Origin of the sequence: Gemmatimonas sp., from assembly GCF_027531815.1 — a bacterium.
Lineage (GTDB): Bacteria > Gemmatimonadota > Gemmatimonadetes > Gemmatimonadales > Gemmatimonadaceae > Gemmatimonas.
In genome coordinates this window covers 20,362-42,011 of sequence record NZ_JAPZSK010000010.1, presented here as the reverse complement: position 1 = coordinate 42,011, position 21,650 = coordinate 20,362, and the positions used below count along the sequence as shown (strand labels likewise).

21 protein-coding genes and 1 tRNA gene are annotated in these 21,650 nt (G+C 66.7%); 15 read left to right on the top strand and 7 right to left on the bottom strand.

Annotation, left to right across the window (positions count from 1 at the left end; genetic code table 11):
* Positions 1-4: 4 nt before the first annotated feature.
* Positions 5-613: an aminodeoxychorismate/anthranilate synthase component II gene (locus O9271_RS12735; protein WP_298270299.1), complete on the top strand. Its 609-nt coding sequence runs from the start codon at positions 5-7 to the stop codon at positions 611-613.
* 125 nt (positions 614-738) lie between these two features.
* On the opposite strand, the gene O9271_RS12730 is transcribed toward O9271_RS12735, so the two are convergent.
* Positions 739-1,683, bottom strand: coding sequence for a TerC family protein (locus O9271_RS12730; RefSeq protein WP_298270297.1), 945 nt, complete (start codon positions 1,681-1,683; stop codon positions 739-741).
* A 125-nt stretch (positions 1,684-1,808) separates the two neighbouring features.
* On the opposite strand from O9271_RS12730, the gene kdsB reads away from it, so the two are divergent.
* The 14 genes from kdsB (at position 1,809) to dapF (ending at position 16,970) form a co-directional block, all read left to right on the top strand.
* Complete coding sequence (kdsB, locus tag O9271_RS12725) at positions 1,809-2,570, top strand: 3-deoxy-manno-octulosonate cytidylyltransferase (RefSeq protein WP_298270295.1); 762 nt, start codon at positions 1,809-1,811, stop codon at positions 2,568-2,570.
* Positions 2,571-2,618: 48 nt separating this feature from the next.
* Positions 2,619-4,301 (top strand): CTP synthase, encoded by a 1,683-nt coding sequence (locus O9271_RS12720; RefSeq protein WP_298270293.1) that lies wholly within the window; start codon positions 2,619-2,621, stop codon positions 4,299-4,301.
* Between the two features lie 11 nt (positions 4,302-4,312).
* Positions 4,313-5,134, top strand: coding sequence for a 3-deoxy-8-phosphooctulonate synthase (gene kdsA, locus O9271_RS12715; RefSeq protein ID WP_298270290.1), 822 nt, complete (start codon positions 4,313-4,315; stop codon positions 5,132-5,134).
* Positions 5,131-5,784, top strand: a complete 654-nt coding sequence (locus O9271_RS12710; RefSeq protein ID WP_298270287.1) for an HAD-IIIA family hydrolase — start codon at positions 5,131-5,133, stop codon at positions 5,782-5,784. Before kdsA ends, O9271_RS12710 begins: the two co-directional genes overlap by 4 nt.
* Positions 5,781-6,773, top strand: a complete 993-nt coding sequence (locus O9271_RS12705) for a KpsF/GutQ family sugar-phosphate isomerase (RefSeq protein ID WP_298270284.1) — start codon at positions 5,781-5,783, stop codon at positions 6,771-6,773. The genes O9271_RS12710 and O9271_RS12705 overlap by 4 nt, the downstream gene beginning before the upstream one ends.
* Positions 6,773-7,363 (top strand): LPS export ABC transporter periplasmic protein LptC, encoded by a 591-nt coding sequence (lptC, locus tag O9271_RS12700; protein ID WP_298270282.1) that lies wholly within the window; start codon positions 6,773-6,775, stop codon positions 7,361-7,363. The genes O9271_RS12705 and lptC overlap by 1 nt, the downstream gene beginning before the upstream one ends.
* A 26-nt stretch (positions 7,364-7,389) precedes the next feature.
* On the top strand, positions 7,390-9,117 hold the full coding sequence (locus O9271_RS12695; protein ID WP_298270279.1) for a hypothetical protein: 1,728 nt from the start codon (positions 7,390-7,392) through the stop codon (positions 9,115-9,117).
* A gap of 437 nt (positions 9,118-9,554) precedes the next feature.
* Positions 9,555-10,316, top strand: a complete 762-nt coding sequence (lptB, locus tag O9271_RS12690; protein WP_298270881.1) for an LPS export ABC transporter ATP-binding protein — start codon at positions 9,555-9,557, stop codon at positions 10,314-10,316.
* Positions 10,316-11,812 (top strand): RNA polymerase factor sigma-54, encoded by a 1,497-nt coding sequence (gene rpoN, locus O9271_RS12685; RefSeq protein ID WP_298270276.1) that lies wholly within the window; start codon positions 10,316-10,318, stop codon positions 11,810-11,812. Before lptB ends, rpoN begins: the two co-directional genes overlap by 1 nt.
* Before the next feature lie 121 nt (positions 11,813-11,933).
* On the top strand, positions 11,934-12,902 hold the full coding sequence (locus O9271_RS12680; protein WP_298270274.1) for a glycosyltransferase family 2 protein: 969 nt from the start codon (positions 11,934-11,936) through the stop codon (positions 12,900-12,902).
* Between the two features lie 22 nt (positions 12,903-12,924).
* The gene (locus tag O9271_RS12675) at positions 12,925-14,175 is read left to right on the top strand and encodes a glycosyltransferase (protein WP_298270272.1); all 1,251 of its coding nucleotides are present in this window, start codon (positions 12,925-12,927) and stop codon (positions 14,173-14,175) included.
* Complete coding sequence (locus O9271_RS12670; RefSeq protein ID WP_298270269.1) at positions 14,172-15,149, top strand: lysylphosphatidylglycerol synthase domain-containing protein; 978 nt, start codon at positions 14,172-14,174, stop codon at positions 15,147-15,149. Before O9271_RS12675 ends, O9271_RS12670 begins: the two co-directional genes overlap by 4 nt.
* Positions 15,150-15,297: 148 nt before the next feature.
* Positions 15,298-16,059: a polyprenol monophosphomannose synthase gene (locus O9271_RS12665; protein ID WP_298270265.1), complete on the top strand. Its 762-nt coding sequence runs from the start codon at positions 15,298-15,300 to the stop codon at positions 16,057-16,059.
* The gene (gene dapF / locus O9271_RS12660; protein ID WP_298270262.1) at positions 16,059-16,970 is read left to right on the top strand and encodes a diaminopimelate epimerase; all 912 of its coding nucleotides are present in this window, start codon (positions 16,059-16,061) and stop codon (positions 16,968-16,970) included. Before O9271_RS12665 ends, dapF begins: the two co-directional genes overlap by 1 nt.
* Positions 16,971-17,266: 296 nt before the next feature.
* Here the strand turns inward: dapF and O9271_RS12655 are convergent, their stop codons facing one another.
* The 6 genes from O9271_RS12655 to surE all read right to left on the bottom strand — a co-directional run bounded on the left by O9271_RS12655 (position 17,267) and on the right by surE (position 21,640).
* The gene (locus O9271_RS12655) at positions 17,267-17,941 is read right to left on the bottom strand and encodes a tetratricopeptide repeat protein (protein ID WP_298270259.1); all 675 of its coding nucleotides are present in this window, start codon (positions 17,939-17,941) and stop codon (positions 17,267-17,269) included.
* 120 nt (positions 17,942-18,061) lie between these two features.
* Positions 18,062-18,135: transfer RNA gene (locus O9271_RS12650), tRNA-Arg, on the bottom strand.
* Between the two features lie 53 nt (positions 18,136-18,188).
* Complete coding sequence (locus tag O9271_RS12645) at positions 18,189-18,761, bottom strand: adenine phosphoribosyltransferase (protein WP_298270256.1); 573 nt, start codon at positions 18,759-18,761, stop codon at positions 18,189-18,191.
* Positions 18,762-18,806: 45 nt separating this feature from the next.
* A complete protein-coding gene (locus O9271_RS12640) occupies positions 18,807-19,973 on the bottom strand; it encodes a hypothetical protein (RefSeq protein WP_298270253.1) in 1,167 nt (388 codons plus the stop codon).
* Positions 19,974-20,240: 267 nt separating this feature from the next.
* A complete protein-coding gene (locus O9271_RS12635) occupies positions 20,241-20,900 on the bottom strand; it encodes a protein-L-isoaspartate(D-aspartate) O-methyltransferase (protein WP_343213910.1) in 660 nt (219 codons plus the stop codon).
* On the bottom strand, positions 20,882-21,640 hold the full coding sequence (surE, locus tag O9271_RS12630) for a 5'/3'-nucleotidase SurE (RefSeq protein ID WP_298270247.1): 759 nt from the start codon (positions 21,638-21,640) through the stop codon (positions 20,882-20,884). The genes O9271_RS12635 and surE overlap by 19 nt, the downstream gene beginning before the upstream one ends.
* Positions 21,641-21,650: the final 10 nt, after the last annotated feature.

Sequence of the window (21,650 nt, the reverse complement as noted above, 5' to 3'; positions counted from 1 at the left end):
CACCATGCTTCTCGTCATCGACAACTACGATTCGTTCACCTACAACCTCGTGCAGTACTTCGGCGAGCTCGGTGAGCGACTCGAAGTGCATCGCAACGACGCGCTGACCGTGGACGAGGTGGGCGCGATGGCCCCCGAGGCGATCGTGGTGTCACCGGGGCCCTGCTCACCGCGCGAGGCCGGCATTTCGGTAGACGTGATCCGCCGTTACGGCGCGCACATTCCACTGCTCGGGGTGTGTCTCGGCCATCAGGCCATCGGCGAAGCGTACGGCGGCAGCGTCGTTCGCGCGGATCGCGTGATGCATGGCAAGATGTCGCGCCTCGTGCACGACGGTACCAGGCTCTTCGCCGACATTCCGTCACCGTTTGGCGTGATGCGCTATCACTCGCTGGTCGTGGAGCGCGAATCGTTCCCGGCCGAGTTGCAGGTGACCGCCGTCGCCACCGACGACGCGGACGAGATCCACGCATTGCAGCACCGTGTGCATCCCGTGTTTGGCGTGCAGTTCCATCCCGAGTCGATTCTCACTGAACACGGGCGTACGATCCTGGTGAATTTTCTGCGCATGGCGCGCGAGTTCCGGCACACGACCGCCGGCGAGACGCGCTGACACGGAGTTCACCGAGTCAGGTGAGGGCACGGAGAAGAGCGCCAACTTGTACCGTTCTCCGCGCTCTCACCTTCCTCCGTGAACTCCGTGTTGACGCGTTTCCCAACCAGCTGCCGGACGGCGCATCAGTCGTCCGCTTTGCTTTCCTTGCGCGGCGGAATCACCAGCGACAGCAGCACGCTCCCCACCAGGACACCGGCCACCACACCCAGCGACACCCCGATGCCGATGGGGCGCACTTCACTGAGCAGCATCTTCACCCCCACGAATGCCAGCACGACCGACAAGCCGTACTTGAGCAGGTGGAACTTGCCGATGATGTTGGCGAGCACGAAATAGAGCGATCGGAGCCCGAGGATGGCGAACACGTTCGACGTGTACACGAGGAACGGGTTGCGCGTCACGCCGAAAATGGCAGGAATGGAGTCGACAGCGAACACCACGTCGGTGGTCTCCACGAGCACGAGCACGACGAAGAGGGGCGTGGCGACGCGGCGTAGCGCTCCCCCCGGCTCGATCGCCTCCCGTACGAAGAACTGCTCGCCGTGGAACTTGGTGGTGAGGGGAACGAACCGGCGCACCATCCGAATGACGGGGTTCTGCTCCGGCTCGATGTCGCTCCCCCCACCGAAGGCCATCTTGAAGCCGGTGTAGACGAGAAAGGCGCCGAACAGGTAGATGATCCAATGGAATTGCGCGAGCAGGATGGCGCCCGCGCCGATCATGGCGCCACGCATGAGCAGCGCGCCAAGAATGCCCCAGAAGAGCACCCGGTGCTGGAGTTCCTGCGGAACGCGGAAGTAGCCGAAGATCAGGATGAAGACGAACAGGTTGTCGACGGACAATGCCTGTTCCACCAGATAGCCGGCATAGAACTCGAGCATGGATTGGCGTCCCATGGACTGCCCGATCCAGAGGCCGAACCCGATCGCCAGCGACACCCAGAGGGCGCTCCAGCCGAGCGCTTCCTTGACCGAAACCGCGTGCGCCTTCCGGTTGAACACCCCGAGATCGAGGGCCAACAGGAACAGCACCATGACGTTGAAGCCGATCCACCAAGACGTGGGCATGACGGAAAGCTGGAGATGCAAATGGTGACGCGTCCGACGGGCAGGACACGTTTGCCTTGCCGAGCCGAACCGGGTATCTTAACTGGCGTGAATTTTGCTGCAACCACGCCCCAGCGCACTGGACCATGGCTGTCCTCGCGGTGATTCCGGCGCGCCTTGGCGCGACCCGGCTCCCCCGCAAACCGCTTCGCCTCCTGGGAGGCGAACCACTCGTCGTCCGGGTGCACCAGCGTGTCGAAGCCTTGCAGGTGGCGGACCGCGTGGTGGTGGCAACCGACCACCCGGACATTGCCGCCGTCTGCGCCGCCCATGGCATTCACGCAGTGATGACGCGAGCGGACCACCCGAGCGGCACGGATCGCGTGGCCGAGGTGGCGTCGCGTCCCGAGTTCTCGACCTGGCAGGTCGTGCTCAATGTACAGGGGGACGAGCCATTTGTGTCACGCGAGGCGCTCGAAGGAGCCGTCGGGATCGTCGCCAGCGGCCGCGCGCCCATCGGGACGGCAGCGGTCTCCGTGGCGGCTTCCGCACAGCAGCGTGCCGACGTGGTGAAGGTCGTGTGCACCGAGAGCGGTCGGGCCCTCTATTTTTCACGGGCACCCATTCCGTTTCTGCGTGACGCGTCTGACGAGCCGATCCTGGCGCCGCTCGTTCGCCAGCACGTGGGGGTGTACGCCTATACCCGCGAAGCGCTGCGGCAGTGGGTAACGTTGGCGCCGCATCCGCTCGAGCTCGTCGAGCGGCTGGAGCAGCTGCGGCCACTCGCGCACGATATCCCGATCGGCGTAGCACACGTGCCCTTCGCAGAGGGCGGCATCGACACCGAAGACGATTTGCTCCGCGCGAATCGGCGCTGGTCGGAGCCCACGCTCCGTGTCGCGCCATAGGGCGCGACTTTCCTGTATTTCGACCCGGTCCCCCACGGAACTCCGCTCATGTCCACTCCCATTGCGCCGACAGGCCAGACGTCCGCCCCGAAGTACATCTTCGTCACCGGTGGCGTCGTGTCCTCCCTCGGCAAGGGTATCGCAGCGGCCTCGCTCGGGCGGCTGCTCGTCGAGCGCGGTTTTCGCGTGACCATGATGAAGCTCGATCCGTATCTGAACGTCGATCCGGGTACCATGTCCCCGTTCCAGCACGGTGAGGTGTTCGTAACGGATGATGGGGCCGAGACCGATCTCGACCTCGGCCACTACGAGCGCTTCCTCGACCGACCGCTGTCGCAGGCCAACAACATCACGACGGGTCGGATCTATTCGAACGTCATCACCAAGGAGCGTCGGGGCGAGTACCTCGGCTCCACGGTGCAGGTCATTCCGCACATCACCGACGAGATCAAGAACGCCGTCAAGCGCATCGCCCCCGGCAACGACGTCGTGCTCGTCGAGATCGGCGGGACCGTCGGTGACATCGAATCGCTGCCCTTCCTGGAAGCCATCCGGCAGTTCCGCCGGGAAGTGGGGAAGGAGAATGCGATCTTCGTGCACCTCACGCTGGTGCCGTACATTGCCGCCGCCGGTGAGGTGAAGACCAAGCCCACGCAGCATTCGGTGCGTGAACTGATGGAAATCGGCATCCAGCCGGACTTCCTCATCTGTCGCAGCGAAAAGCCGCTGCAGGACGACGTAAAGCGCAAGATCGCGCTCTTCTGCAACGTGGACTTCGGCGCGGTGATCGAGAGCCCTGACGTGCCCACGATCTACCAGATTCCACTGGTGTTCGAGCAGCAGGGGTTCGCAGACCGCGTCATGGAGCGGCTCCGCCTCAGCGCCCCCACCCCCGATCTCTCGGCGTGGCGCACGATGGTGCAACGCATCACGCATCCGCGCGAAAAGGTCCGCATCTGCGTCGTGGGCAAGTACACCGACTACGTCGACAGCTACAAGAGTGTCCAGGAAGCACTCATTCACGGCGGCATCGCCAACGATGTGGGCGTCGAGCTGGCCTGGACCTCCAGCGACCTGTTCACCAGTCCGGAGCGCGCACGGGAGATCCTGTCGCAGCATCACGGTCTGCTGGTGCCGGGCGGCTTCGGCGTGCGTGGTGTGGAGGGGATGGTCGAGGCCATTCGTGCCGCCCGCGAAATGCAGCTGCCGTTCTTCGGCATCTGCCTTGGCATGCAGGTGGCCATCATCGAGTTCGCGCGGCACGCGCTTGGTCTCGACGACAGTCACTCCAGCGAGTTTGCCCCCGAGTGCAGCAACCCCGTCATTTCCCTCATGGATTCGCAACGCGAAGTGACGGATAAAGGGGGCACCATGCGCCTTGGGGCCTACCCGTGCCGCCTGCAGCGCGGCTCGCGGGCGGCGGAGATCTATGGCCAGCCCGAGGTCAGCGAGCGGCATCGGCATCGGTACGAGGTGTCCAACCGGTATCGTGAGCGGTTCATCGAGCACGGCATGCGCCTGAGCGGGCTCTCTCCCGACGATTCGCTGGTGGAGATGATCGAACTCCCCTCGCACCCGTGGTTCGTGGGCTGCCAGTTCCACCCCGAACTGCAGTCGCGCCCCCTGCGCCCGCACCCGTTGTTTGCCGGTTTCGTTGCGGCCGCGCACACGCGCCGCCTTGCCGAAGCGCCGGTCAGCGCGTCGCCCGCCCTCGCGCACGTGAACCAGTGAGCGACCGCCTCATGACGCGGTTCCCCGACCAGCGGCTGTTTCTCATTGCCGGTCCGTGCCAACTGGAAGACGACGCGCTGAATTTGCGCGTCGCCGACGCGCTGGCGCGGTTGGCCGAACGTGTGCCCGGTGGGGTGATCTTCAAGGCCAGCTTCGACAAGGCCAACCGGTCGAATGTGGACGGTGTTCGTGGCCCGGGGATCGAGGCCGGCCTTGCCGCACTCGATCGCGTGCGCACCGCCAGCGGATTGCCCATCCTGACCGATGTGCACGAGGCGGAGCAGTGTGCCGTGGCGGCGACCGTGGTGGATGTGCTGCAGATTCCGGCCTTCCTCTGCCGGCAAACCGACCTGCTGCTGGCTGCCGGTGCCACCGGCAGGGCGGTGAACGTCAAGAAGGGGCAGTGGATGCACCCGGAAGGAATGCTTGGCGCGGTCCGCAAGGTGGAAGGCGGCGCCGTGCGCGCCGGACGCACCGTGGGCGAGGTGGCCGTGACCGAACGTGGGACGTTCTTCGGGTATGGTGACCTCGTGGTCGACATGCGGGCGTTCGCCCGCATGCGCGCCGCGTGCAACGTGCCGGTCATCTTCGATGCCACGCACAGTGTGCAGCAGCCGGGGAAGGGGCAGGGGGGCGCCAGCGGCGGCGCGCGGGAGTTTATTCCGCCGCTCACGTTCGCGGCGGTGGCGGCGGGCGCCCAGGGGCTGTTCCTCGAAACGCACCCCACGCCGGCGACGGCCCCCAGCGACGGCCCCAACATGATTCCGCTCGATGACCTCCCCGCGCTGATCGATCGCGCCGTGGACATCTGGGATCGCACCGTTCGCCCGTGACCAGCCACGGTTCCTCGCTCCCGCCACTCGTGGTCCAGACGCCGCGCATCGAGGCGGCGCTGGCCCGTCGCGTGCGCCTGGTGGCGTTCGATGTCGATGGGGTGCTCACCGACGGCGGCCTTTACTTGGGGAGCGCGCTGCATGAGGGCGTGCCGGCCCCGTTTGAATTCAAGCGCTACGACGTGCAGGATGGGCTGGGAATGGCCATGCTGCGGGAGTGCGGCCTCAAGGTGGCCCTCGTGACCGGACGCGTCTCGGAAAGCGTGGCCGTGCGCGCGCGCGAATTGCGGGTCGATGCCTGCATTCAGGATCCGCAGGCCCGAAAACTCCCGGCGCTCAGCGAGCTGTGCAGCTCGCTGGGGATCAGCCTCGACGAGGTGGCCTTCGTGGGTGACGACCTTCCCGATCTTGCCGTTCTGCGCGTCGTGGGCCTGCCGGTCGCCGTGGCGAATGCCGTCCCGGAAGCGCGTCGGGCGGCGGTGCTGCAGCTGCAGGCGCGTGGCGGACATGGTGCGGTGCGCGAATTCGCCGAGGCCTTGCTCTACGCGCGCGGCGAATGGAGCGACGCGGTGGAGCGGTACGTGGCCTCCCGCAGTGAACTGGCGGTCGGCGCCGCAGGCCGGCCGCATGCAACCGAGGTGACGCAGTGACTCGCACGCAGACGACAGGGGCCGCGCTCGACTCGACGACGATCATTGAACGTGGGCGACGCGTGCTGGCCCTCGAAGCGGAGGCGCTTCAGCGGAGCGAACGGGCGTTGGGAGAACCCTTCGCCGAAGCGGTGCGGCTGCTGACCTCGTGCACCGGTCGCATCATCGTGGCCGGTGTCGGCAAGTCGGGGCTGGTGGGGCGGAAGATCGCGGCCACCTTCACAAGCACCGGCACCCCGGCAACGTTTCTCCATCCCGTCGAGAGTGTGCATGGCGACCTCGGCATCGTCGGCCCCGACGATGTCGCCATTCTCATCTCGAAGAGTGGGGAAAGCGACGAACTGCTCGGACTGATCGAGGCGCTGGCGCGCCTCGGTGTGAAGCGCATCGCCATGACCGCTGTGGCCGGATCGCGCCTCGGCCGTCTCTGCGATGTCACGCTCGACCTGCTGGTGAAGGAGGAGGCGTGCCCACACGACCTCGCCCCCACCACCAGTACAACGGTCACCCTGGCCCTTGGTGACGCGCTGGCCGTGGCCCTGCTGCAGGCCAAGGGGTTCCGCGCCGAGGATTTCGCCAGACTGCATCCGGGAGGTGCGCTCGGCCGGCGCCTGCTCACCCGTGTCGCCGACGTCATGGTACGAGAGCAGCTCCCCACGCTCCCACTCGGCGCCACGATGCGCGAGGCGGTGGTTCTGCTCGCCGCGCGACGCGGCATTGCCATCGTGGTGGAACAGGACCGGGTGTCCGGGGTCGTCACCGCAGGAGATCTCACTCGCCTGCTCGAGCGGCAGGACGATGTGCTGACCATTTCCGTGGCCTCGGTCATGACGACGGCGCCACGGATGGCGGAGGATACTGAACTGGGGAGTGCTGTCGTGCACCGCATGGAAACGCATGGGATCATGGCCATGCCTGTCGTCGATGGCGCGCAACGCCTGGTGGGTGTCGTGCACCTGCACGATCTCATGAGGGCGGGGGCGGTTTGATGCGCCCATGGAATGGAGCCGCGCCGAGCACCGGGCGGCTGGTGGTGGCGGCGGTCGCCGGGTGGGGCCTGCTGAGTGGCGCGGGATGCCCGAAGAAGCCGACGACCCCGGCCGTCAAGCGCGTGGCCACGTCCACCATGCCTGATTCGGCCGACCAGATGGGGTTCGGGGTTCGCCACGTCCTCACGAACAAGGGCGTGAACAACGGTGAGCTCCTCTCCGATACGGCGTACCTCTACGACGACGGCACCCGCATAGAAATGCGGCGTGTGAATCTCACGTTCTACACCGCGCAGGGTGTGAAGGACGGGGTGCTCACCTCCAAGACCGGCACCTACAACTCGCGCCTGCAGCGCCTCGAAGCGCGCGGCGACGTGGTGGTGGTGCGTGAGGACGGGAAGCGGTTCACCTCGCAGCAGTTGGTATTCGATCAGGTTCGCAACCAGTTCTTTTCCGATTCGGCGTTCGTATTGAACGAGCCGAAGCGTGAGCACTCGGGGATCGGCTTCGAGTCCGACCCCAAGCTGAATAACTTCCGATGCTTGCGCGGCTGCAAGATCATCGCGACGGTTCAGGTGCCCACGCGGTGACCATGCCGGCCGGCCGCCGTTGGCGCGTGCCCTCCTCCCGCGCCTTTTTCCTGCTGGCGGTGGTATCAACCGTCGTGAACGCAGGATGTCGCGGCGCCGGACGGGCGGCCCCCACACCGCCGGTCGTGTCACCGTCCGACTCAGCCGGTCGCCCGGTGACACCTGAGCGTGTCGCGGCGCGCCCACCGGTTGCGGTAGCCCCGGTGGACAGCGCGGCGCGCCCCGGGCGCGACACGGCCAAGGCGCCAACGCCGTCCGACAGTACGGGGCCCCGTCCCCCGAAGACCGACAGTGTGCCAAAGAAGCCCGCCAAGAAGGCGCCACCGCCGTCGCGCCCCTGCGTACTCGACATGACCGAGTCGCCGCCGGAGACGCGACTCCTGTACAGCCGCATGAGCGAGACGGTATCCAACACCTTTGTTGGCGGCGGCTTCGTGGGACGGTGCCAAGGGGAGAACAACCGGCTGCGGGCCGACAGCGCGGAGCAGTTTCAGGCGGCGGGGATCGTGAACCTGTACGGCAACGTGGTCTACGAAGAGCCCAACAAGGTGCAGATCACGGCCATGCATGCCACGTATTTCACACGCGAAGGGCGGTTGTATGCCGATGGCAACGTCGTAGCGACGCAGTTGGCCACCGGCAGCACCTTTGCGGGGCCGAGCATCGAGTACTTCCGGGCCACCCCGGAACGTCCCGCCTCTCGCCTCATTGCGCCCAGCCGGTCCACGGCACGGTTGATCGAAAAGGACAGTACGGGCCGGCTGCAGCCCCCCACCACGGTCATCGCGAATCGCTTCGAGGATGCGGGCGATTCACTGCTCATGGCGTGGGGCGACGTGCGGATCGATCGCGAGCAACTGAATGCCCAGGCGGACTCCGCCTCCTTCGACAAGATCACGGAGAAGTCGCGACTCGTGCGCGGCGCGCGTATCGTAAACCGGGACACCGCGCAGCAGTTCACGTTGGTCGGCGACACGATCGATATGTACAGTACCGCGCGCACACTCGATCGCGTGGTGGCCCGCCACAAATCCACGGCCACCAGCGATGACCTCGTACTGAATGCCGAGATCATCGACGTGCGGCTGAAGGCGCAGCAGCTGGAGGAGGCGTTTGCCTTCGGGGCGGGGCGGGCGAAAGCCACCACCCCGCAGCAGGATGTCATTGCCGATTCGCTTCGCATTCGTCTGGTGGACAAGCAGGTGCGCGAGGTACGCGCGGTCGGCAGTGCCGTGGCGGTGGGCACGCCGGATACGCTCAAGATCCGGACGACCGAGAAGGATCTGCTCCGCGGCGACAGCATCTTCGCCTTTTTCGACAGCATCGCCGTTCGCCTCCCGGTCGCCGCACCGGCTCCCGGCGCGACGGCGCCGCGCGATACGGGCAACCGGGTGAACATCAAGGAGATCCGTGCCCTGGGGAACGCCAGTTCCCTCTTTCACATGGCCACCTCCAAGGGGCCCACGGCACCGCCCGCCATCAACTATGTGCGCGGGCTCCGCATCTTCGTGAACTTCGATACGGGGACCGTGCGCGACGTGCGGGTGGACTCGGCGGCCTCCGGGGTGTATCTCGAACCGGCGTCGGACAGTCTAGCAGACACGGCGACGGCGCCGGGCACCCGCCCGCGCAGGCCTCCTGGGCGTCCGGGCGGCGCTCCGGGGGCGCCGCCGCGCCGTCCCCCAGGGGAAGACGACAGAGCTGCTCCCGCCGCATTGCCACCACTTGCTTCCGCTACCCGCCGCCGTCCATGAGCGATTCCTCACGTCCCCACACACCAACCTCCGCGACCGACATCGTGTCGGTCGTCGAGCGTGCCGTGCACGGAGACCGGTCACTGGCGATGGTGCTGGGCGCGATTGTCGACGGCGCGGACATGACGGGCCGGGTGCCGCTGCATGCCATCACGCGACGGTACATCGAGGAGCACCGGGAGGGCCGCGCCCTCGCCCCCGACGAAGTCCGCAGCCATCTGGTGGCAGCGCTGCTGCCCCGACTGGCTGCCAGTGGTGTCATCGAACCATTCGCCAGTGGGGTGGCCGAACCGGACGCCGAGGTGCGCGTGACGCCGGATCTCTGGGTGGCGGTGCAGGCGCATCGTGCCGAACTGGCACGTGTGCTGCGTGCCACCGGTGAGCATCGCGCTGCCGCGGGGACAACACCGGCGGCGACGGAACCGGACAGCGCTGCGGTGCTCTCGGCCGATGGACTGGTCAAGGTGTACCGCGGTCGGCGGGTCGTGAACGACGTGTCGGTGCGTGTTTCCCAGGGAGAGATCGTCGGTCTGCTGGGCCCCAACGGCGCCGGCAAGACCACCACGTTCTACATGCTGGTGGGCCTCATTGCCCCGCAGACGGGCGCGATCCGTCTTGACGGCACGGACATCACGCGCATGCCCATGTACGAGCGGGCGCGCCAGGGAATCGGTTATCTTTCGCAAGAGCCTTCCATCTTTCGAAAGCTCACCGTCGAACAGAACATTCTGGCCATCCTGGAAACGCTCGATCTCTCCGCCGGCGAACGGAAGGACCGATTGGAAATGCTGCTCGATGAGTTGAGCATCAAGCATTTGCGAAACAGCCGCGCGTTTCAGTTGTCCGGCGGGGAGCGGCGGCGGTTGGAGATCACGCGTGCGCTCGTGACTCAGCCCAAGTTCATGATGCTCGATGAGCCGTTTGCCGGCGTGGACCCGATCGCGGTGCACGACATTCAGCAGATCGTGGCGGGACTCCGCCATCGTGGCATAGGCGTACTCATCAGTGACCACAACGTCGAGCAGACCCTCGACATCGTCGATCGCGCCTACATCATGTACGACGGCGTGGTCAAAGTCTCCGGTACAGTTCGTGAACTCGTGTTCGATGACACGGTGGCGGAGATCTACCTCGGCCCGACGCTGTCGGCCCGACTCCGTGCACGCTTCGCCGAAGCCGATGAAGGAGTGCGGGCTTGATGAAAACGGGACTGCAACAGAACGCCGGACTCCGGCAGGAACTCAAGGTCAATCCACGCCTCTACCAGGCGATGGATCTGCTGTACATGCCGCTGCTCGATCTGCAGCAGCACCTCAAGCAGGAGTTGCTGACGAACCCCTTCCTCGAGCTCGTTGAGCCCGATGAGGAAGACGATGAGGCGCCCGACGCCGACGAACCGGCCACCGAAGCGCAGGATCTCACCGAACCGGAAGCGACGGCCGAACCGGAACCGGAAAAGACCGGTGACGACGATGTCGACTGGGAAGCGGTGCTGCTCGACGGGTTCGAGACCGGGGGGCAGCGCGAAGAGCACGAGCAGCGCGAATGGTACGAGCCGGTCACGGTCGACACGCGCGACCTGGCCGATCACCTCACGGAGCAACTGTCGCTGCTGGAACTCACGCCGCGGCAGGCGATTCTGGCCGAGGAGTTTGTCGGAAACATCAACGACGATGGGTGGCTGGCGTGTCCGCTGGAGGAAATCCAGCGCGGCGTCAACGAATGGCTGCTGAAGGAAGCCGAGGAGCGCGATATCGACGGCGAGGTGCCGGTCTTCACCGACACCGAAATGCTGCGGATGCTACAGATCATCCAGGATCTCGATCCCGCGGGAGTTGGCGCCCGCGACCTGCGTGAGTGTCTGCTGCTGCAACTGCGCGCCGCCGGCAGGCGGGATGCGCTCGCCTACCGCCTGGTCGAGGAGTCGTTCGAGGAGCTCATCGCGCACCGGTGGAGCGAACTGTCAAAGCGATTCGGCATCAGCGCGCAGGATGTGCAGGGGGCCGCTGATGAAATCGCCAAGCTGGACCCCAAGCCGGGGCTTCGGTTCAGTGCCGGTAACGACAACTACATCATTCCCGATCTGGTGGTCGAGAAGATCGATGGGCATTACCACATCTTCCTGAACGACGGCAACCTGCCGCGGCTCAAGCTGTCGCGTACGTACCAGGAGATCGCGCGCGACAAGAAGCGGTTCGATACCGAGAGCAAGGACTTCATTGCCAGCAAGCTGAATTCGGCGAACTGGATGATTCAGGCCATCGAGCAGCGCCGCCAGACGATGCTCAAGGTCATGCACTACATCGTCGACCGGCAGCGGGACTTCTTCGAGCGTGGCGTGCAGGCGCTCAAGCCGCTCACCCTGCGCGAGGTGGCCGAGGCCGTGGGCATGCACGAGTCGACGGTCAGCCGGGTGACCAACGAGAAGTTCGTGCAGACCCCTCGTGGGGTGCTCCCGCTGAAGTTCTTCTTCTCGTCCGGGTTGGCGACGGCCGACGGCGACGACGTCTCGGCGCGCGGGATCAAGGACCAGATCGAGAAACTGGTGGGTGGGGAGGATCCCAAGAATCCCCTGACCGACCAGGCGATCGTGGAAATCCTGCAGCAGACCGGGGTGCAGATTGCGCGACGCACGGTGGCCAAGTACCGTGACCAGCTGGGCGTGCTCCCCGCGCGCATGCGCAAGCGCGTCTAGCCCCCTCACCGTCCCGACCCCTCGTGCCGTCAGGCATGTTGATCCTTCCTCCTCTCGCATGGCTGTGAGTTTTCGCCCCCTCCGCACGATGCCGCCCCCGGCCACCAGGTCGGAGGTGGACGTGAGCGTACTCGTGCCGGCCAAGGACGAAGCCGCGAACCTGCCGCTGTTCCTGGAGCTCTGCGACGCGATGATCCGCGGCCAGCAGGCGCGGTATGAGGTCATCGTGGTGGACGACGGCTCGACCGACGGCAGCTGGGCGCTGCTGCAGGAGCTGCGCGAGCAGTACGGCTTCCTCCATCCAGTGCGCCATCGGGCCCAGCGGGGGATCGCAGAAGCGCTTCGCACGGGGTACCTGCACGCGCGGGGGCAGGTGCTGGTGTTCTATCCGGCCGACCTGCAGTTCAAGCCCGAGGACATCCCGAGCCTGGTGGGACCCATTCTCGCCAACGAAAGCGACATGGTGACGGGGTTCAAGCAGGGGAAGTACGAGAAGGCGTTCGTGTCGGGGATCTACAACAAGCTGAGCCGCACCCTGTTTCACGTCCCCGTGCGCGACCTCAACAACGTGAAGGCGTATCGGCGCGAGATCATGGCGGCGCTTCCCATGCGCCCCGACTTTCATCGGTACATGATCGTGATGGCGGCGGCGCAGGGCTTCACGGTCACCGAAGTGCCTATCCCGCTTTACCCTCGGCACGCGGGGCGCTCCAAGTTCGGCCTGTCCCGCATTCCCGTGGGCGTGCTCGACATGCTGGCGGTGTGGTTCGAGCTGCGCTTTGGCCAGAAGCCGCTGCTTGCCTTCGGCATGCTGGGCGCCGCGCTCTTTGCGCTCGGGGTCCTGGCCGGTTGCGCGGCGCTGGGCTGGCTGCTTGTCACGGGGCAGGGCCAGCGCTGGGCGTGGACCGTCATCCAGACATGCCTGGTGCTGGGCTCTGTCTTCTTCGCCACCGGCCTGCTGGGCGAGCAGATCGCTCAGCAGCGCAGCGAAGTGCGAGAAATGCGGCGGGAGCTCAGCGAGTTGGCGGCCAACCAATTCGAGCAGGACGATTCCGGCGCCGTGCGCGACGCCGCACGCGACGCCCGCTGAGCCCGACCCGCAGGCCGCGGCCGTGATTGGCCCCCGCCGGGTGCTCTTCGTCACGCACAATGCGCCGCGCTTTGCCGGTGACGCAGCGGGATCGTTCGTGCTGCGCCTGGCGACGGCGCTGCAGGCCCAAGGGACTCGCGTACATATCGTGGCGCCGGGGGCGGCGGGCCTTCCCCCCGAGACCACCCTCGAGGGCGTGGCCATCGATCGTGTTCGGTACGCCAGCGATGCGCGCATGACGCTGGCCTATACCGGGACCATGGCGGAAACGGTGCGCGGCTCCTGGGGAGGCAAGGTGGCCCTGCTGCAACTGCTCGCCAACATGCGCCGGCACGTGCAGCGCTGCCTCCAAGTCGCCAGACAGGCAGGTGATCCATTCGACATCGTTCATGCGCACTGGTGGTTTCCCGCGGGACTCGCGCTGTGGAAGGCGCTCGGTCCCGACGATCCGCCCCTGATGGTCACCATGCATGGCTCGGATGTCCGGCTCGCCAGCCAGAAACCGGCGGTACACCCCGTCATGCGCGCCGTCCTTGGACAGGCGGTGGTGTGCACGGCCGTCTCCTCCTGGCTGGCCAGTGAGGCCCGCGCAATCGCCCCATCCGCGAACATCACGGTGGCACCGATGCCCGTGGATACCCGCCGGTTCGCGCTGGCGGACGCGGCACCGGAGCGGCGCGGCGTGCTCTTTGTGGGTCGGCTCAACGCGCAAAAAGGGCTGCATGACCTGCTCGAGGCGCTGGCGCTGCCGGTGTTGGCGGGCACGTCGCTGCACGTCCTGGGGGACGGTCCGGATCGCGCCGCGCTGGCGGCGCGTGCGGTGTCGCTCGGGGTAGCCGACCGGGTCGTCTGGGGGGGCACGGTCTCACAGGACATGCTCGCGTCGTACTACGCCACGGCGCAGGCGGTGGCCGTTCCATCCCGCGGCGAAGGGCTGGGGCTGGTCGCGGTCGAGGCACAATTGTGCGGCACTCCGGTCATCGCCTATGCCGATGGCGGGCTGGTCGATGCGGTCCGCCCGGAGCACGGCGGGACCCTCGTTCCTGTGGGCAACATCGCGGAGCTCGCCAATGGCCTTGCCCGCGTGATCGGCTCCCACGAGACCCAACGACAGTTGGGGCAGCTGGCCCGCGCCGACATGCTCGCGCGATTCTCTCCGGAGGCCGTGGCCTCCACGTATCAGGCATTGTATCGACAGGCCCGTGGAGGCGCGCACGCGAGCGCTTTGGCGGCCCCGTCGTCTGCCGCCGGGACCCGAGGCCCGTCCGCGTGACCATCGCGCCGTATCTGCGATCGCCGCGGCTGCGATCGCTGCTGCTGCTCATCACGTTCGGGTGCATCGCCTGGGTGCTATCCCGCCAGTGGGCGGAGGTCGAGCGCGCCGCCCGCAGCATCGAGGTGAAGTGGGGGTGGATCATCGCGGCGAGTGTGCTCGTGCTGCTCACCTACGCCATGCTCATTCAGAGCTGGCGCATGCTCCTCCGCGGATGGGGGGGCACGCTGCCGTACGCCAAGGCCGCCCAAATCTGGACCGTGGCCAATCTGGGTCGCTACATCCCCGGCAAGCTCTGGTCGGTGGGCGCACTCGGTGTGCTCGCGGCCCGCGAGGGCGTCTCGGGGGTGGCCGCGGCCGGCGCTGCCGTGCTGGGCACCGTCCTCAATCTGGGCGCTGGCTTCGGCGTGGCGGCCATTTTCGGTGCCGATCTACTCGACGCCATATCCCCTGGTCTCAGCCGCGTGTCCATCGTCGCGGGCTTGCTGTTCGTCGTGGCGGTCGCGCTACTGCCGGCCGTGCTGCCGCTCCTCCTCCGTCGGGTCGCACGCTGGCGAGGCGTGGCCGCCGCCGAGCGGCAGCTTTCCAAGCGCGACCTCTGGACGGCGGCGGTTATCAATACGGGCTCATGGCTCGGGTACGGGCTGGCGTTCGCCTGTTTCGCCCGCGGGGTGACTCCGGTCATTTCCGCCTCAGCGCCGCTCTTCATTGCCGTCTTCGCCGCGTCCTATCTGGTGGGCTTTCTGGTGCTCTTTGCGCCGGGCGGGATAGGCTTTCGCGAGGTGGCGCTGAGTGCCCTGCTCGTGGCAGGAGGCGCGGCGGGGCAGGGGGACGCGGCGCTGCTCGGCGCGACATCGCGCGTCTGGCTGACCGTGCTCGAGATCCTGCCGGGGGTCATCGGGCTCTTCTGCATGTCGCCGCAGGAGCGAGGCACATTGCGGTCGCCACAGGCCAGTTCGCCTCCGTTCCACTAGTTTTGCTCCAGCATCCACGGTGCAGGCTCGGCGGCCGTGCCGTCCCTCCCCGTGCCTTTCTTCCCATTCTCGGAGTTGAACGGACACCACGCGAGTCGCCGTGCCTGCACGGTGACTCGCCGCCAGTCCGCTTTACCTCTGCCGCAAGATGACCCGTATCAAGACTCCGGCACGTGGCGTGCTCCGCATCGATGAGCGAGGCGTCGTGATCGTGCCGACCTACAACGAAAGTGAGAACGTCACGCGCATCGTCCCGCGGATTCTCGAACAGGATCCGCGGCTCGACGTGCTGATCGTCGACGACAACTCCCCGGATGGTACCGGTCGGCTTGCCGATGAACTGGCCGCGGCGGACCCCCGGGTCCACGTGCTCCACCGGCCGGGGAAGGAGGGACTGGGGCGGGCGTATCTGGCAGGGTTCCGCTGGGCCCTGGCTCGCGACTACGGCTATGTCTTCGAAATGGACGCCGATTTCTCGCATGACCCGGCGCACCTCCCCGAGTTCCTTGCCAGCGTCCGCGATGCCGACCTGGTGCTCGGCTCCCGGTACCGTGACGGCAAGGTCACGGTGGTCAACTGGCCGATCACGCGCCTCATGTTGTCCTACGGCGCCAACATCTATGCGCGTGCCATTACTGGACTTCGGCTCGGCGATGCGACGGGAGGCTTCAAGTGCTTTCGCCGCGAGGTCCTGGAAGCCATTCCGCTCGACGCCGTGCGCTCGAACGGGTATGCCTTCCAGATCGAGATGAGCTTCCGCGCGTGGAAGCGCGGCTTCCGCATTGCCGAAATCCCCATCGTGTTCCACGACCGCACCGAAGGGGAATCCAAGATGTCCAAGCGGATCGTACGCGAAGCCATCTGGATGGTGTGGCGCCTCCGTTGGTGGGGCATGACTGGCAAGTACTGATGGGCTCCCAAGCAGTGGAGCCAACGCCCCCCGTACCACCGGTCGATCTCACCTCGCTGGCCGGCCTCCCGTTCACCAAGATGACCGGGTCGGGGAACGACTTCGTGTTCTTCGACGGTCGCCTTACTCCATTGGCACGTGTCACATCACCTGAGGTGATACGTCGCATCTGCAACAGGAACAATGGGATAGGCGCAGACGGCCTTGTCGTACTCGAGCCAGCAGGCGATGGCGCCGCTGTCACGATCCATTACTTCAACAGCGATGGGTCGCCGGCGGATCTCTGCGGCAATGCCACGTTGTGCTCAACCGCGCTGGCCGCGCAGTTGGATATGGCATCGCCAGCGGGTATGCGGCTGACCACCGGGGCGGGTGTCATTTCGAGCCGCCTCACCGGACACGGCCCCGGCCAATTGCCGGAGATCGACCTGCAGCCGGTCATGGACGTGCGTCCAACGGTGGACATCGAACGGGCGCCCGGTGAGCAGGCGGTCGGTTTCGCCATGGCAGGCATTCCGCATCTCGTGGTACTCTGCGATGACGCCGAAGCGGTCCCGCTGCGCGAGCGCGGACCAGTCCTCCGCCATCACCCAAGCCTGGGTGCCGCGGGCGCCAATGTGAACTGGGTGAGCCGGCAACTCGACGGCCGCTGGCGCTACCGCACCTTCGAGCGCGGGGTGGAGGGAGAGACGCTGGCGTGCGGCACGGGGGCAGTGGCCACGGCCGTCTTGCTCTCGGCCTGGGGGCTGGCCGCTGGCCCGGTGGTCACCATCCTGACCAGTTCCGGCCGAGAGCTGCAGGTCCGGCTTCCCACCGCTGGTGGGGAAAACGCGGAGGAACAAGGCCGCGGACAGCCTTCGCTGCGAGGTGAAGGGCGCGTGGTATTCCGAGGGGTTATTGCCGCGCTCTAAGCGATTGTCATTCGTGCGGTTCCACGATGTGGACAGGTGGACAGTTCAGGTGTTCGTGACGCGCCCGGCACGAAGGAACGCCGCGGCGACATTTCATCTGCTTGTACAGCAACGGCTTACGCAATCTTCCCACAGCACAGGGGATTTCCACGCGCGGATTTTCCCACACTTATCCACCGACTCTAGTTTACATAACATGTATTATACGCACTAATAACCCTCAAAAAACGAGGCGGGCGACCACCCCGTCGCCCGCCTGATTCCCCTGCTGACTGACCGAGGACTGTTGGGTTGGCTCAGCCCTTCGCCGCCAACTCACCGAGGCGGACCGTCGCCTCCTGCTGCACCGGCTCCCCCTCCAGCTTCGAGAGCTCCTCCCAGATCTTCTTGGCGTCGGCGTTCTTTCCGGCGGCCATGAGGCTGCGGGCCTGGCTGGCCTGATGGTTGTACTTCTCCGACTTGTACGGGGCCAGCGCCGCCGCCTTACCGTAATGCTCGGCGGCCTTGACCATCTCGTTCTTCTGCTCGTAGCCGGCGGCGATCAGCGATTCGATATTCGACTTGAACTCGGGCGACGCGCTGCCAAGCGCCTTCTCCAGCGACTTGATGCCTTCGTCCACCTTGTTCTGCCCGTACAGCGCCTGCCCGAGCAGGATCGCTGCCTGCTGACCGGAGGCTGTGCCGCCGAACCGCGTGGCCACCTTTTCGAGCTCGCGCTGCGCTTCGGGCAACTTGCCCTGAACGAACGGCGCCTGCGCCTCGTACAGCGCGATGGATGCCTTTTCGCGCGTCGACGCCGCACTGCTCCGGTAGATCAGGACCGCGGCGGCGGCAACGGCCGCCCCGCCCACCGCCAGCAGGATCGGCTTGCTGTTGAGCTGGAGCCAAGTGGTCGCCGACTCGATCGGGTCGTCGCTCAACGGAGCCGAAGCCCCGGTCGAGGTGCGTGGGTTACGGGTCGCCTGCGCCATGCGAATATGCCAACGGTAAAGGGATGGGGCCCGGAATCAGCAGCCGGGGGTCAGCCTCGTAACATAGCGCATTTGCGCGCAGCAAGGCACCCGCCAGTCCTCGGCCGCCCCAGCCAAGAGTGCCCCCGAGAGGATTCGAACCTCCGACCAACAGTTTAGGAAACTGCTGCTCTATCCAACTGAGCTACGGGGGCGAAACGCGCGGCGCCCTGTACGACGGCGCGCGCCTAATGATAATCGGGTCGGTTCAGAACGTCAGCACGCTGTACACGGGACGCTCCGCAAGGCGCTCACGGCCGCCGAGGAACGCGAGCTCGACCAGGACGGACACGCCGACCACCGTACCGCCAAGTCGTTCAACAATGCGGCTCGCCGCAGCGGCCGTGCCGCCCGTAGCCAACACATCGTCAACGACCAGCACCCGAGGCGTTGGACGCGTGTCGCCCCCCGCCCCGCCCACGGACAGCGCATCGTCGTGCATTTCGAGTACATCACTGCGGTACTCCAGCACGTACTCCTCGCGCGTCGTCCGCCACGGAAGCTTCCCGGGCTTTCGGGCCGGCGCGAACGCGGCGCCCAATTGCAGAGCCATGGGCATGCCGAACAGGAATCCGCGGCTCTCGACCGCCACGACATGCGTGATGCCGGCCGCGGCATGCGGCGCGCACATGGCTGCCACGGCATCCTGCATGAGCAGCGGATCGGCGAGAACCGGCGTGATGTCCTTGAACAGGATGCCCGGCTTCGGAAAGTCGGGCACATCACGCAGCGCACGCGTCAGGCGCGCGTGCAGTTCAGGAAGGTCGAGGGTGGTCGGCATGCTGCCAAGTTATCGTACCCGGCAGCAATGCTCACCCCTCGGCGGTCAGCGGAGCCGGACCCCGAGCACCGCCGCCAGCGCCGCCACCAGTGCGGCCGGTTCGCCCATGCGCGGATCGTAGCCGGGGAGCAGCAGCTCACCAGCTCTCACCCGTTGGGCGAGCAGTTCGAGGGCATGCGCCGCCTGCTCGGCCGTGGCCTCTTCAGCCAACGGCAGTTCCTCACGTGCGGCCCCCGCCAGACCAGAGGGGGGGGTTGCGCCGAATGACAGGGCATCCTCCTGCGCCTTGAGCGCCCGCTCGGCCCACAGCTCGCCATCGGCAGGCAACGCGGCACCGGAAAGCGGCGTGCGCCCGGAGTGACGGATGGGCATGATGTCGAGCAGGTCGTCATCGCTCCAGGCAGACATGGGCGGTGACATCGACGATCCGTCGGCGTCGCCGCTGCCAGCGGTGACGTGCGGGTCGCTGAATGCCGTGCTGTCCGTCTCGTCGCCCACCGGCGACGGCAGCGGTTCCAATCGGGCTCCAAGGCTGCGGAACTCCGCGACCGCTTCGTCCAGCGGCCACCCGTCTTCCATCTGCACCGCGTCCAGCGCGGTTGCCCCCTCCTGCTCGATGCTCACCTCGTCCGCGCCGAAATCGGCGGTCGCGTCATCGGCGGAGACGGCGAGCGCTTCCGCGAGCAACTCCTCCGCCGTTGCGGACTCCATGCCCCACGCCTCCCCCAGGGGAGCCGGCTCCTCTACAGCACCCATCGGGAGCGGTGGGGTCGCCGCAAGGAAAGCGTCAATCCACGGCAGCGGCGCCTCATCACTGGCAGCCGGTTCCTCGACGTCTGCCGCGGCGCTCTCCTGGGGGGCCACAGCCGGGGTGTCCAGCGGTGTCAGGGATTGCCACGTGCCCGAGGGAATCGGGAACTCCGCCGTGTCGACCAACATGGGGTCGATGATCCCTTCGTCCTCCACCGCCGCCTCGACCGATGGGGTGGGAATGGGCGGGATGTACAATGGAGTGCGAATCGCCGGTGAGACGATGGGGGTGGGGCGCAGCGGCCGATACGGCGGAATGCCCGCCGGAACGAGCGGGGCCGCAAGCGCAGGCACTTCGGCGCCTGTCGATGCGGTTATCGGGGTTGCCGCGGCGGTCCCCTGCTCTACGTCGGACAGCTGGTACATGGCCGCGGTGTTCTGCGGAGGCGTTGCGTCCGCCACGGCCTTCATCCCCTCGCTTCGCCACTCGGCGGGTACGAATGGGCGAACCCGGCCAGCACGCCCCTGTTCGCCGGCGCTTGCCACTGGCGCCGCATACGGGGGCACGAGCGTGCGAGGCCGGTCATGCCCAGCCAACGGGGTGTGAGGCGAGAGGAATGCGGACATGGTGGTTGGGACGGTGTGCGCGGGGCGCCGCCCGAGGCAGCCGTGCCTCGAGGAGCGAAATTGAACGACCGCCAGACGGAAGGCAAACCCGGCCGGTGGAAATCAGCTCGGCCAGCCCTGCGCTCCAATCAAGGGGACGAAGCGGACCGGGGTGATGTCACGGCGCTCGAGTCGCCCGCCCCGCTTGATGAACAGCGTGAGCATCTGTTCGTCCTTGTCCCCGACCGGAATGAGCAACCGTCCTCCCTCGGCCAGTTGCTCCTCGAGGGCGGCCGGGACATGCGGGGCCCCAGCGCTCACCACGATACCGTCGTACGGGGCATACTCCCGCCATCCCAGCGAGCCATCCCCAAGCGAGAGCGACACATTGCGCACGCCCGCCTGCTGCAGCACGCCACGGGCGCGATCGAGCAGTTCGCGGTATCGCTCGACGGAGAACACCTGGGCAGCCAGCTCGGAGAGCAGCGCCGTCTGGTACGCCGAGCCCGTGCCGATCTCCAGCACGCGCTCCTTCCCCGTGAGCATCAGCTGCTCGACCGCTCGGGCATGCACGTACGGTTGGGAGATCGTCTGCCCGTTACCAATGGGCAAGGCCGAGTCTTCGTAGGCCCGATGCCGCACCGTTGGCGGTACGAAGAGGTGACGCGGCACGGCGTCGATGGCGCGCAAGAGGGCCAGATCCTTGATGCCCTTGTCCTGCAACGCTTCAACCAGCCGGCGGCGTGCGCCGCGGAACTCCGGCTCTATGGCGCCTGCCACCAGTCCGTCGCCGTCTCGAGGATATCCCGGTGCGTGAGGTCGAGGTGCAGCGGGGTGACCGAGATGAACCCGTCGTGCACGGCACGGAAGTCTGAATCGTCTGGACCGCTCCATTCCACGCTGCCGCCGCCGATCCAGAGGATCTCGCGTCCCCATGGATCCTTCATACGCGTGATGGAGTCGCTGAATACCCGCCTCCCCAGTCGCGTCAGCCGTACCCCCTTGATCTCCTCGCCGGGCACGGCGGGCAGGTTCACGTTGAGCAGGGTGTGCGGAGGGAAACTCGGCAGGCGCATGAGGTGGTCAACGAGCGACCGGATCTGGGCGATCTGGGTGTCGAGCAGCGCGTCGGCGCGCAGGACGCTGCCGGCGAACGACAGCGCGATGGCGGGGATGCCCAGTGCAAGGCCCTCCATGGCCGCGGCGACGGTGCCGCTGTAGAGCACATCCTCGCCCATGTTCGGCCCGTGATTGATTCCGCTCAGCACGAAATCGGGGCGCGCATCGAGCAGCGCCTCGCACGCCAGCATGACGCAGTCGGTGGGCGTCCCATCGACCTGCCACCGATGCTCGCCCAGCCGTACGGGACGCAGCGGGTGATGCAACGTGAGCGAGTGGCTGGTGGCACTCTGCTCACGATCGGGAGCGACGACGTGAATGTCGCCGAGCGGCGCCACCGCCTGCTCGAGAACGCCAAGTCCCTTGGCGAGAATACCGTCGTCGTTACTGAGGAGAATGCGCATGGCGTGAGTT